This window comes from Peribacillus sp. 05N428 (assembly GCF_056397085.1).
The window spans coordinates 1-12328 of the sequence record NZ_JBFTMS010000020.1; the positions used below are offsets into that span (position 1 = coordinate 1).

Annotated in this window: 11 protein-coding genes and 1 pseudogene; 8 read left to right on the forward strand and 4 right to left on the reverse strand. The window is 41.6% G+C overall.

Going from position 1 to position 12328, the window contains the following annotated elements; genetic code table 11:
* The 4 genes from AC1DIV_RS17840 to AC1DIV_RS17855 all read left to right on the forward strand — a co-directional run.
* Positions 1-117, forward strand: a 117-nt coding sequence (locus AC1DIV_RS17840; RefSeq protein ID WP_477577101.1) for an IS3 family transposase, incomplete at its 5' end; no start/stop codon positions are given.
* Positions 118-692: 575 nt separating this feature from the next.
* Entirely contained in the window at positions 693-2078 is a 1386-nt protein-coding gene (locus AC1DIV_RS17845) for a GntP family permease (protein WP_340877384.1), read from the forward strand.
* Between the two features lie 32 nt (positions 2079-2110).
* Positions 2111-2806: a CoA transferase subunit A gene (locus tag AC1DIV_RS17850; protein ID WP_340877383.1), complete on the forward strand. Its 696-nt coding sequence runs from the start codon at positions 2111-2113 to the stop codon at positions 2804-2806.
* 16 nt (positions 2807-2822) lie between these two features.
* The gene (locus tag AC1DIV_RS17855; protein WP_057276918.1) at positions 2823-3470 is read left to right on the forward strand and encodes a 3-oxoacid CoA-transferase subunit B; all 648 of its coding nucleotides are present in this window, start codon (positions 2823-2825) and stop codon (positions 3468-3470) included.
* Positions 3471-3539: 69 nt separating this feature from the next.
* Here AC1DIV_RS17855 and AC1DIV_RS17860 read toward each other — a convergent pair whose 3' ends face one another.
* Both AC1DIV_RS17860 and AC1DIV_RS17865 read right to left on the reverse strand, forming a co-directional pair.
* Positions 3540-3782, reverse strand: coding sequence for a hypothetical protein (locus AC1DIV_RS17860; RefSeq protein ID WP_323599386.1), 243 nt, complete (start codon positions 3780-3782; stop codon positions 3540-3542).
* 55 nt (positions 3783-3837) lie between these two features.
* Positions 3838-4412 (reverse strand): annotated as a pseudogene (locus AC1DIV_RS17865) (DUF6434 domain-containing protein).
* Positions 4413-5022: 610 nt separating this feature from the next.
* On the opposite strand from AC1DIV_RS17865, the gene AC1DIV_RS17870 reads away from it, so the two are divergent.
* Complete coding sequence (locus AC1DIV_RS17870; RefSeq protein ID WP_477577006.1) at positions 5023-5946, forward strand: M15 family metallopeptidase; 924 nt, start codon at positions 5023-5025, stop codon at positions 5944-5946.
* 81 nt (positions 5947-6027) lie between these two features.
* On the opposite strand, the gene AC1DIV_RS17875 is transcribed toward AC1DIV_RS17870, so the two are convergent.
* Positions 6028-6876 carry an HAD-IIB family hydrolase gene (locus AC1DIV_RS17875; RefSeq protein ID WP_477577008.1) on the reverse strand — a complete coding sequence of 283 codons (849 nt, stop codon included), beginning with the start codon at positions 6874-6876 and terminating at the stop codon, positions 6028-6030.
* A 137-nt stretch (positions 6877-7013) separates the two neighbouring features.
* On the opposite strand from AC1DIV_RS17875, the gene AC1DIV_RS17880 reads away from it, so the two are divergent.
* Positions 7014-8003, forward strand: a complete 990-nt coding sequence (locus tag AC1DIV_RS17880; RefSeq protein ID WP_340877377.1) for a LacI family DNA-binding transcriptional regulator — start codon at positions 7014-7016, stop codon at positions 8001-8003.
* Positions 8004-8231: 228 nt separating this feature from the next.
* Here AC1DIV_RS17880 and AC1DIV_RS17885 read toward each other — a convergent pair whose 3' ends face one another.
* Positions 8232-8717 (reverse strand): GNAT family N-acetyltransferase, encoded by a 486-nt coding sequence (locus tag AC1DIV_RS17885; RefSeq protein ID WP_340877376.1) that lies wholly within the window; start codon positions 8715-8717, stop codon positions 8232-8234.
* 186 nt (positions 8718-8903) lie between these two features.
* On the opposite strand from AC1DIV_RS17885, the gene AC1DIV_RS17890 reads away from it, so the two are divergent.
* Entirely contained in the window at positions 8904-10385 is a 1482-nt protein-coding gene (locus AC1DIV_RS17890; protein WP_477577010.1) for a sigma-54 interaction domain-containing protein, read from the forward strand.
* 505 nt (positions 10386-10890) lie between these two features.
* Entirely contained in the window at positions 10891-12327 is a 1437-nt protein-coding gene (gene kamA / locus AC1DIV_RS17895; RefSeq protein WP_048688615.1) for a lysine 2,3-aminomutase, read from the forward strand.
* Position 12328 lies beyond the last annotated feature (1 nt).

Consider the following 12328-nt stretch of genomic DNA (forward strand, 5'->3'; position numbering starts at 1 on the left):
CACTTTGAAAAGGAATTAGATGATTATATTCATTACTATAACCACAAACGAATGAAGGTAAAATTAAAAGACCTGAGTCCGATAGAATACCGAACTCAGGTCTTAGAAGCTGCTTAAATTATATGTCTAACTTTATTGGGTCAGATCAAGTTTGCCTGCAGTTTTTTTTTAAAAACGTGCAAGGTGCTTTCAGAAGTCCGCTCCCTTTCCGCCGAATGTAAGCGAATGCCTGAATCCTCTCCCCAAGCTTTTACTAGCAAATATTTGCGTGTGTTAGGAAATCCGTACATAAAACGAAAGGGAATTTAAAAGTTGTAAGAAAAGTCTTACACTTTTTTGGAGTTTATCTTTGTGTGTACTGAAACCTTTACAGTTTTAAGTGAATTTAGAGAAGGAAATGTTTGAAAAAGCTTTAAAAGATGAGATTTTTCCATGTATTTAAGTTGGCACAATAATTGCATAATTACTTAGTGAATGGCCCATCTGTCATTTTATATTAAGTTTCCACGTAAAATGAAAAGGGATTATTGAAAGCGTTATCAACATTTAGGGGGATCATTCAGCTTGACTTGGGGAAGGCAGGCTTGAATGGTAAAAGCGGAAAAATTAAAAATATGGAATTTAGGAGATTACTAGTTCTATTTAACGGCTTCCGAATTATTTGGGGGCAAGGGAGAAAAGGGGGAATTGAATTGGTGATTCAAATTTTAGCCATTGTGGTGGCGCTGGGACTTTTAATCTTTTTAGCCTACCGGGGCTATCCGGTCATTATCATAGCGCCGGTTGTTACTTTACTGGCGGTCATTTTATCCGGCGGACATTTACTGCCGAGTTATACAGAGACATATATGACGTTTGCGGCTAACTATATAAAAGCGTTCTTTCCAATATTTTTATTAGGGGCCGTATTTGGAAAAGTCATGGAGATGAGCGGTGCAGCTGCATCCATCGCCAAGACCATCGTAAAATCACTAGGCTCCAAGCAGGCCATTCTTGCTGTAGTGCTGGCGTGCTCGGCGCTGACATATGGCGGGGTTTCATTGTTTGTAGTGGCATTCGCCGTTTATCCATTTGCAGCGGCAATTTTTAAAGAAGCAGACATTCCAAAAAGATTATTGCCGGGAACGATTGCACTAGGCGCCTTCACATATACGATGGATGCCCTTCCTGGAACACCTCAGATTCAAAATATTATTCCAACGAATTATTTCGGAACAGATACGTATGCAGCTCCCATCATGGGGATCATTGGCGCGATCATGGTATTCACTGGAGGAATGATCTGGTTAGAGCGTCGTCGTAAACAAGCGTTGGCTAATGGTGAAGGATACGGGGAAGGACATATTAATGAGCCAGAAAGTGCAGAGCAGCAAAACCTGCCTAACTTTTGGCTGTCCATCGTACCGCTCATCCTTGTCGTAGCATTTAATTTTGCTTTCAGCCGAAGTGCCATTTCGGTTAAGCACTGGTATGATGCTTCGATGCTGAAGGAAACTTTCAACATTGCCGATGTAAGCACAGTCACTTCATCCTGGTCTTTGATTGTTGCATTGGCCATCGGTATCATTGCAGCGATGCTTCTGAATGTTGGACGCATCAAGGTCAAATTGGCAAGTGGATTAACAGCTGCGGCAATGGGATCATTGCTTGCCATATTCAATACTGCATCTGAAGTTGGTTTTGGGAATGTGGTGAAAACACTTCCTGGATTCTCGGTCATTCAAAACTGGGTGTTCAATGCAAGCGGAAATCCGCTCGTATCCGAAGCTATTGCCGTCAATGTGCTGGCAGGGATTACCGGATCCGCATCAGGTGGACTTTCAATTGCGCTGGAAGTGATGGGAAGTCACTATTTGCAGGTGGCCCAAAGTGTCGGAATCACCCCGGAAATGCTTCATCGAATAGCATCCATGGCATCTGGCGGAATGGATACGCTGCCGCATAATGGTGCCGTCATTACCTTGCTTGCCATTACTGGACTGACACATCGTCAATCTTACAAGGATATTTTTGCGATTACGATTTTAAAAACAGTGACCGTGTTCATCATAGCTTTTGCAACATCACTGTTTATTTAATAGAATAGTATTAAGAATGGAGATGATGGAAAATGAGTAAATTATTAACATCTTTTGATAGCGCTATTCAACAAATCGAGGATGGAGCAACCATTATCGTAGGCGGGTTCGGATTAAGCGGAATACCAGAGAAACTAATCATTGCTTTGCGTAACAAAGGTGTAAAGGATTTGACGATTGTCAGCAACAATTGCGGTGTCGATGACTGGGGTCTGGGTCTATTGCTTGAAAATAAACAAATCAAAAAAATGATCGCTTCTTATGTTGGGGAAAATAAGTTATTTGAACAGCAATTTTTAAGTGGCGAGCTGGAGGTCGAACTAGTTCCCCAAGGAACGCTGGCTGAGCGTTTAAGAGCGGGCGGCGCGGGAATTCCTGCCTTTTATACAGCTACAGGTGTAGGGACGGAAGTCGCAAAAGGTAAAGAACATAAAGAGTTTGATGGCCGCACATTCATTATGGAAAAAGGAATAGTCGGAGATTTTGCCTTTGTAAAAGCCTGGAAAGCAGACCATTTCGGTAATCTTGTATATCGGAAAACGGCAAGGAATTTTAACCCTGTCGTTGCCACCGCAGGGAAAGTCACGCTTGTCGAAGTGGAGGAGCTTGTGGGTACAGGGGAGCTTGATCCAGATGAAATTCATACTTCAGGGGTTTATGTTCAGAAAGTGCTTGTAGGAAATGACTATGAAAAACGAATTGAAAGACTTACAACTGCTAACGCATAAAAAGGAGGAGTATCGAATGACTAGACAACTAATTTTAGAACGCGCCGTTAAAGAAATCAAAGATGGTATGTGTGTGAATTTAGGGATTGGAATGCCGACCTTGATTGCCAACATGATTCCAAATGACTTTAATGTCATGCTTCAATCGGAAAATGGCTTACTCGGAATCGGGCCTTATCCCCAAAAGGATGAAGTTGATCCGGATTTGATCAATGCAGGAAAAGAAACGGTAACGGCAAAAGCGGGGGCATCATTTTTTGATAGCGCTGAATCATTCGCAATGATTCGCGGCGGCCACATCGATCTAGCCATTTTAGGCGGGATGGAAGTTTCCGAGAATGGGGACTTGGCAAACTGGATGATTCCAGGGAAGATGGTAAAAGGGATGGGAGGAGCGATGGACCTCGTTCAAGGCGCAAAACGAATTGTTGTCATCATGGACCATGTGAACAAGCACGGGGAATCCAAAGTGAAAAAAAGCTGTACATTGCCATTGACGGGAGAAAAAGTCGTCCATTGCCTGATTACCGAACTGGCCGTTTTTCAATTTACAGACGCTGGCATGGAATTGATTGAATTGCAAAATGGCGTAACACTTGATGAAGTGAAAAGTAAAACAGAGGCTGACTTTACAATAAGCCCCTCTATTGAAATCAAAGCGTAAGATTAAGAGATTAATAAAATAATACATGATTAGACGGCTTTCATTCGCAAACGGGCGAACGGAAGCCGTCTAATTTTTTTGGGGAAATTCCATTTCTATTAATGAAGGAACGACAGGCCTTTTCACCTCAGTTATCAATACTTGGCAGGCAGTCGGCGGAAAGGGAGCGGATTTCTGAAGGCGGGGATGTGTAAGGATTTCCACTCCAGGCACTCGCTTTCCGCGGGCGGTCTGGGAGCCTCCTCGGCTCTCGCCTGCGGGGTCTCCCTTGGCCACGCTTTTCCCGCAGGAGTCTCGTACCTTCCGTTCCAATCAACTGGAACTTCTAATATTCAAATCACTTTACAGTATAAATGTTAAGGTGACCTTATATTTCATTATTAGGTTCATATTTGTTGCTTCCAGGAAGTTTTTTGATCTTATTCCAGGCTTCAATTGCTTCTGCACGACTTTTACCTTGATTTTCCGGATCAGCAAAGAAGTCACTAGTGAATTGATTGTATTCAAATTGAGGTGCAATCTTTTTCTTGAATGTGGGGTCTTTCTTTCGTTCTTCTTCCTCATACCAAGCATCTACAACATCACGATACGTTTTCCCTGCGTTACTTTTAAAGTAGTTTTGAATATATGTTGAAAAATGAAATTTAGGGATAACAGTCTTGAAAAAGGCTCTCACATCTTGACTACAACGATGGTTTTCTGTAATGACTGTATCAAGGCTTAAATGTACTTGAGGCTCAACCGTCCTATTGATTTTTGTTTTTCTAATAGGATTTTTTATCTCTCCTGACCGAAGAAATGTTTCAATTCTATCGGAAATTTCTATCTTTGAACCAGTAGAACTTATCCCGTTTTCCCTGCAAAACATTTGCAATTCCTCTTTCAACCATAGAAATCTTTGAAACTTTCAATGCTAATATCTTTTGATAGATTAGGTCTCAAACAAAACACTTCCTTAAATTCTATTATATACCATTATAGAACGAATGTTCTTGTTATTCAAAACAACAATTTACGAAAACAGCCTTTAGAAAAAAACACAGTCGGCTCATCTTGAAACATGTTGAAGACTAGATTATTCTTCATGTTTTTATACTGTAACCCTTAATGGATGGAAGAAATATGCGACACTCCTGCCGAGTAACTGGCTAGCCGAGACCCCGGAGACGTTTACGTCGAGGAGGCTTGGCAGACAGTCGGCGGAAAGGGAGCAGATTTCTGGAATCGACTGGAACGTTTATTAAGATAAAACTGTAGGCTACTCTGGACTGCCCGTAAATGTTAGACACAAACTAACATTTACGGGGTGTTTTTTATGGCTAATTTTTCAGCCGAAAAACTGGCTAGCCGAGACCCCACAGACGCTTGCGTCGAGGAGGCTTGGCAGGCAGCCGGCGGAAAGGGAGCGGATTTCTGAAATCAGCAGGAACATTGGTTTAATAAATAAAACATATCACTTCTATTCTCTATTAAATAAGAACAAACTTTTCAACTCTGCTACTTTTCCGTTAAAAAGTCTTATATAAACTTTGATGGGAACTTAAAAGGAGGGATGACAGTGAAAGTAGCATTACGGACATTATTGGAGCGATCAGTGAAAAAGATGGGCAAAGGGATGAATCCTGTTGTGAAGGCATCAGCCTTGGAAATGATTGAACGTGCTTATAATGAAGGAATCACGGTACAGATAAGTGCAGGTTATCGCTCTTTGGAAGAACAAGCCAACCTTTATGGTCAAGGACGAGTTTACAGCTACAAAGGAAAAAACTATAGTAATCTAGCTAAACCGATTGTGACGAACGCTAAGCCAGGGCAATCCTATCATAATTATGGACTGGCTATTGACTTCTTCATTGTGAGTGATGATGGCAGGAGAGCGATATGGACAGTTAATTCAAAATGGCAGCGAGTGGCTGCCATAGGTAAGGGTTTAGGATTTAAATGGGGCGGGGATTGGAGTTCATTCAAGGATTACCCCCACTTGGAGATGACAGGCGGGTTATCTCATACACAGTTACAAGCAGGAAAAGAACCCCGCCTACCCTTCAAATTAGAAAAAAGGGAAATGCAGAAAACCGGCAAAGGAGATAATCCTATCATTTCGATTCAAAAAACGTTAAATGGCCGATATGAAGCGAATATTGAGTGTGATGGGTTTTATGGTCCCAAAACTCGAACGGCCCTTATAATAGGTTTACAAACGGAATTGAATAAGCAATTCAGTAAAAAGCTTGTTGTCGATGGAAAATGGGGGCCTAAAACGAAGAATGCCACCGTCACAATAAAAAAAGGCGCTAGCTGCAATATCACATGGATCCTGCAAGCAGCGTTATATATGGAAGGGTTTAACCCCGGTACTCTTGACGGAGTATTCGGGGAAAAAACTGAGGCGGCATTATTCAAATTCCAGAAAGCAAGTAAGATTTCCGCTGATAAGCTTGCAGGCAAAGTAACATGGAATGAATTGCTTGCCTGATGGAAAATCCATACCGTTAGCAGAAAGTAAAGCTGTGCAAGAGCGCATCAACTACCTTTTCCTCATTACTTATACTTCCACTCAAATAGTAATGATGGATTGCAAAGTTCTTAATATTCCTTTGGAGTACGTACCTGTCGCTATTTTAGTATGAGCTTCCTTTGCTTCTTGAGTTGCATTCCCAACAAGGTAACCATGTTTAACACTTTTTAACATGAGCAGATCATTGCCGCTATCCCCGAAAGCAAAGGCATGCTCCCGACTCAGCCTGAATTTGTCTAGCATAAAACGGACAATCTCTTTTTTTCCAGTGCCTAATGGAATGAAGTCTATATCATAACTATCTTCAGGATCGCCGGCAAGGGGATTGCATCGATTGATATTTACCCCTATCCCGTACTCTTTGGCCACCCTCTGGATGGTAGCTAAATTCTTCTTATCGACGGATTCATGTTGTATTTGATAATAATAATTTCTTTTGTAGCGTGAACTTCCCATTTGAGTCTGAGGAATCAATGGTATATTGCCGTTAAGTAGAACATTATAAATTTCATCGACTTTCCCCTTATTAAATTCTTCGATATTAATCTGCGAATGCCAATCTGGATCACTTTCCAAAAAGTTATTTTCCGAGAAATAGGTGATTTCGGTGCCTAAGTCGCTGGCAATAAAATGCGGGAAAAACCTGAATCCACCTTGTTCCATTTTATGTAATATTGATTCGATACTACTCCCAGTGACCCAGCCAAAGACAAGTTCTTCATCCATGCTTTTTGCTTCTAAGTAATTTTCAAGCTCATATACATCTTCCTGTCTCTCGTGACTCATGGAGTGAGGATAATAGGTCTCATCGAAATCACAGAATACAATGTATTTTGGGTCTTCAACCTTTGGCAATAACTGAAACCCGCCCTTTTTATTCAAAAACATAACAATCCCTCCATTCGCTAAAATATAACTTTTTAAAAATACAACTCAGAGAAATTTTGTTAATATATTAGGAACGGTTTAATCATAACTTCTGAAATCGATAACATGTCAACCACTTATTACAAGGATGGGATTAAATGACGAGAATTAGCGAGATAGCCAAGATATGTAATGTCTCTAAAACAACGGTATCCAGAGTCTTAAATAATCATCCATATGTATCGAAAGAAAAAAGGGAACAAATCTTAAAGGTCATGGAAGAGCTTGATTATGCACCGAGTTCACTAGCCCGGAATTTTAGGACAAATAAAACCCAAACCATTGCAATATCAGTCCCAAGTTTCGATCATCCATTCTTTGCCCAATTGGTTAAAGGAGTATCTCTAGCAGCATTGGAAAATGATTATAAGGTTCTTATTTTTCAAACCTTTTATGATTCGAAAAATGAATTGGATGTTATGGGGAAATTAAAGAATAGAGAAGTAGATGGGGTTATTTTAGGAGCGTTAGAAAATGAATGGAATGTAATCAAGCCTTATTTGAAATACGGCCCAATTTTACTGTGTAATGAATACCATCATTCCGCTTCTATACCGATTATTGGATATGACGAATTCGAAGCGACATACAAAGCTGTTAATCATTTAATAGAAAAAGGCCATAGGAAAATAGGTTTCTGCTACGATACTTCTTATAGTCAGGCCCAGGGTCAAAGAAAAGAGGGGTTTTTAAAAGCGTTAGCGGATCATGATTTACTGCATAATGACGATTGGATATTTGGACATGGATTTAGTATTGAAGATGGATTCCGCATTTGTGATGAAATAGTAAAATTAAAAGAAAAACCTACTGCCTTATTTACTGGAAATGACCAGGTAGCAGCAGGAATTATTAAAAAGGCAACTGCGTTGGGCTACAAAATACCGGAATGCCTAGCCATAGTTGGTTATGATAATCAATCTATTTGCCAAGTCACAACCCCTACCATAACCACAATCGATATACCGATTATGGAACTAGGACAACGCACTGTAATAGAATTGATAAAATATTTAAATGAAGATTTGAAATTAAAGCGCGACATTATTAAATTGCCTACAGAACTTAAAATCAGAGAATCGACCTAACCTTCATAAAGATATAAAAGCTCCATATTCAGTTCATTATCCTTTCAGACAGACACTAAAGAAATTCTAAGGGATGCAATCGGACCTGCCTCGGGAATAATTCTTCCTACCCCGGGAATAATCTGACCAACCCCCAGAATGATTCGACTTTCCCGGGAAATAATTCACCTAAACCCAACATAATTCGACTTACCACGGTATGATCCTTCCTGTACAAAAATCCGCTATTCATTCTAGTTCCAGGCACCAATCATTGCATTTCATAAAGCTCCCTGGCGGGTATTCGAATTCACATTCGGAGATGAGATTGAAGCCGAGCTTGCGGCAAATTGCGTTAGATGCAGGATTAGTGATCGAAGGGAATGCGTGAATGTATTGGTAATTTCGTTCGGCTTTGATTTTCTCTATCAGTGCCTTCACGGCATGAGATGCGATTCCTTTTCCTTGAAAGGAAGGGAGGACGCTCCAACCGATTTCGTACACGAATTCATCGTTCCGCACTTTTTGCCAGTAGCCAACGGAACCGGCTGCCTTTGCCTCTGGAAACGGGATGATGCTAAACATGCATCCCTTATCACCAATCTGTAGATACCGCTGATGACGCTTCAGGATTTGTTCATTACTTTCTGGTCCGCCAAGATGTTCCATCATTTCTGGGGCATTTAGTTGAAATAGTAATGGAAGGTCTTTATCTTCCCACGGTTTAATTTCCAATCTAGTTTCCGAAATCCGACTCACCCCTGAATTTTATATTTTCTCTTATAATCTTCTTGGCTTAATGCGAGATTCCTTTATTTGACCTGATTATTCTATTACCTTTGTACTGAAGTTTGATTTAATTAAGAATAAAGTGATGAATGTTTCCCATTAAATGCTATAATTTACAGGTGATTCTATCAAATGACAGAGAACGGAGATGAAGAAATGAAATCTTCAGTAAATCAGTTTTCCACTCAATTTGAATGGATATTGAATGTGATCAATGTGGGTGTCCATATTGTGAATAAAGATGGGGATACGGTTTTTTACAATGAAATGATGGCGCATATCGACGGGCTGGATCGGGAGCAGGTGCTGGGGGAGAATATTTTTCAGCTTTATCCTTCATTGACTGATGAATCCAGTACGCTGCATGTGGCCTTGGAAAAAGGCAATGAAACGATTGAGTCGATTCAAACATATGTCAATTTAAAGGAGAAAAAAATAACGTCGATCAATAGTACGTATCCTTTGTATGAGGATGGTGAAATTATTGGGGCAGTGGAAATCGCAAAGGATATTACGAAGGTCATGAATATGTATGACCAAATTGTCGATTTGCGTTCCCAGCTGGCCGAGACGTATAGGAAAAATAAGTTCTCTGAAGGGACGGCGACCTATCATTTTAGTGATTTGATCGGCAATAGCCCTGCTTTTAAGCAAGCGATTTCCTTGGCTAAAAAAGCGGCCCGTACACATTCCCCAGTCATGATTTATGGACCAACAGGGACAGGGAAGGAACTGATCGCGCAAAGCATACATAATGTAAGTGCTCAGCGAAATCAGCCTTTCATCGCGCAAAACTGTGCGGCCGTTCCAAAGGAATTGATGGAGGGGCTGCTGTTCGGCACGACGAAAGGGGCTTTTACCGGAGCGATGGATCGCATGGGCATTTTTGAGCAGGCAAATGGCGGTACTCTTTTCCTTGATGAGCTGAATAGCCTCGACCTCGGTCTGCAGGCAAAATTGCTGCGGGTGCTTCAGGAAGGTGAAGTGCGCCGTGTTGGAGGTTCGAAGGAGCAAAAGATTAATGTGAAAATCATTGCTGCGATGAACATTTCTCCGGAAGAGGCGTTGGAGCGGGGAATCATTCGTTCGGATTTATTTTTTCGCCTCAATGTCGTAACGATCCAGATGCCTTCTCTTTCCGAGCGTAAAACGGATATTCCGGAAATCGTCAATCACTTTATTCAAAAATTCAACAAATCATTTTTTACGGAAGTGCGCGGAATCAGTCAAAAGGCGATGCAGCGGCTTCTTCAATATCCATGGCCCGGGAACATTCGTGAACTGGGACATGCCATCGAGTTAACCTTTAACGTCATGGACGCTGGGGAAGATATGATTGATGAACATCATCTTCCTGCTTATCTTTTCCCTTCAGGAAATTATGCTGCAGCAAATGCACAGAGCCAGCCTTCCCCATTGAAAAACAGGATTGATTTACCTGTCGTTCTTGAAGAAATGGAAAGGGAAATGATCATCAATATGTTCGAGAAATATAACGGGAATATCAGCAAAACGGCAGAAGCCCTCAATATTAAAAGGCAGGGACTGCAATATAAGTTAAACAAGTACGGCATTGAAAAAGTATATACGGCAGGGTCGAAGGAAACCAAGTGAATTCAGTTTTTTTTGGAAACGCTGTCATTGTCGTATCATGATGTAATCTAAAGAGACTTTCAGAATGTAGACAAGCTCGATGAAAATCGAGTTCGTCTACATTTTTTTGCTTGTACAAATTTGGACGTTGATTGGAACGTAGGGCACTCGCTTTCCGCGGGCGGTCCGCCATCGGCACACTCACGCCTGTGGGTCTCCCTTGGACTCGCTATTCCCGCAGGAGTCTCGAACACCCGCTCCAATCAACTATGTTTAAAAATTTGGATAGAACTCCTTTTGTCTACAAACTGGAGGGCTCTTGTGTAAAGAGAGCCTTCTTTTTTATTGCTGGCGCAAAGAATCTGGCTGCAAAAAATTATGCATAATGAAAAATATCTTGCGATTTTAAGCTCGGTTTACCCCCAATTGCTTATGATTTCCTTGTTATCAATGTTGGCATCATTCTTGCGAGAGTATATAGATAAGTTCTAATAATAAGGGGGCATTATTAATGAATTTGATGGGAATGGATGTAAAACATAAAGAATACCTAGGTGGACGCAGGCATTATAATGATATCGAATTATGGAAGGATGTAACGGAAGAGCAGTGGAATGATTGGATCTGGCAATTGACCAATACGATTAAATCACTGGATGATCTGAAAAAGGTCGTCAACTTGACACCGGAAGAAGAGGAAGGAGTCCGGATTTCGACTCAAACGATTCCGTTGAACATTACGCCTTATTATGCTTCTTTGATGAATCCCGATGACCCTCGCTGTCCGATTCGTTTACAGTCTGTACCGCTTTCGGCAGAAATGAACAAGACTAGATATGATTTGGAGGATCCGCTGCATGAGGATGAGGATTCCCCTGTTCCAGGATTGACGCATCGTTATCCGGATCGCGTTCTATTCCTTGTAACGAACCAATGCTCCATGTACTGCAGATATTGTACGCGACGCCGTTTTTCGGGTCAGGTTGGCATGGGTGTTCCCAAGAAACAGCTTGACGGGGCGATTGAATATATCCGGAACACTCCGGAAGTGAGGGACGTCCTGATCTCTGGCGGTGACGGCCTGTTGATCAATGATAAGATCCTTGAATACGTATTGAGTAACTTACGCGCCATCCCGCATGTGGAAATCATCCGGATCGGCACACGTGCACCGGTCGTTTTCCCGCAGAGGATTACAGAAAATTTATGTAATATTCTGAAAAAATACCATCCGGTTTGGTTGAATACGCATTTCAATCATTCACTTGAACTGACGGATGAAGCGAAAAAAGCATGTGATATGCTCTCGATGGCAGGTGTGCCGCTTGGTAATCAGGCAGTCATCCTCGCTGGTATCAACGATAGTGTCCATATCATGAAAAAGCTTATGCATGACTGTGTTAAAGCAAGGGTAAGACCTTATTACATTTATCAATGTGATCTATCTGAAGGGATTGGCCATTTCCGGGCGCCGGTTTCAAAAGGACTGGAAATCATTGAAGCACTGCGCGGCCATACATCAGGATATGCAGTGCCAACCTTTGTGGTGGATGCTCCTGGCGGTGGCGGAAAGATTGCCTTGACTCCGAATTACCTCCTTTCGCAAAGTCCGGATAAAGTCGTTTTACGGAACTTTGAAGGAGTAATCACAAGCTATCCGGAGCCGAAGAACTATGTTGCCGGCAGTGCGGATGCTTACTTCGATGAAGTGTATGGTACTGCGGATAGGAAAGAAGCCGTCGGGATCTCCGCGCTCATGACGGATGAGAAATTCAACTTGGTGCCAGAGGGCCTTCGTCGTCTTGACAAGAGAAAAGCGTATGAAAGCACTGATGAACATGCTTCCTTGAAGGATCGCCGTGATAAACGGGATGAAATGAAGGAAAAATTAAGGTTGGCCCAAGAAAAAAAGAATGCCTTGGCCGCTAGTGGCTCGGTGAAATCTGATGGCAAGGAGGAATGAA

Bases quoted from the DNA above. Each gene is read 5' to 3' on its own strand.
- AC1DIV_RS17850 (WP_340877383.1), top strand. From the start codon at position 2,111: ATGAGTAAATTATTAACATCTTTTGATAGCGCTATTCAACAAATCGAG.
- AC1DIV_RS17855 (WP_057276918.1), top strand. From the start codon at position 2,823: ATGACTAGACAACTAATTTTAGAACGCGCCGTTAAAGAAATCAAAGAT.
- AC1DIV_RS17870 (WP_477577006.1), top strand. From the start codon at position 5,023: ATGACAGTGAAAGTAGCATTACGGACATTATTGGAGCGATCAGTGAAA.
- AC1DIV_RS17875 (WP_477577008.1), bottom strand. From the start codon at position 6,876: ATGTTTTTGAATAAAAAGGGCGGGTTTCAGTTATTGCCAAAGGTTGAA.
- AC1DIV_RS17880 (WP_340877377.1), top strand. From the start codon at position 7,014: ATGACGAGAATTAGCGAGATAGCCAAGATATGTAATGTCTCTAAAACA.
- AC1DIV_RS17890 (WP_477577010.1), top strand. From the start codon at position 8,904: ATGACAGAGAACGGAGATGAAGAAATGAAATCTTCAGTAAATCAGTTT.
- kamA (WP_048688615.1), top strand. From the start codon at position 10,891: ATGGATGTAAAACATAAAGAATACCTAGGTGGACGCAGGCATTATAAT.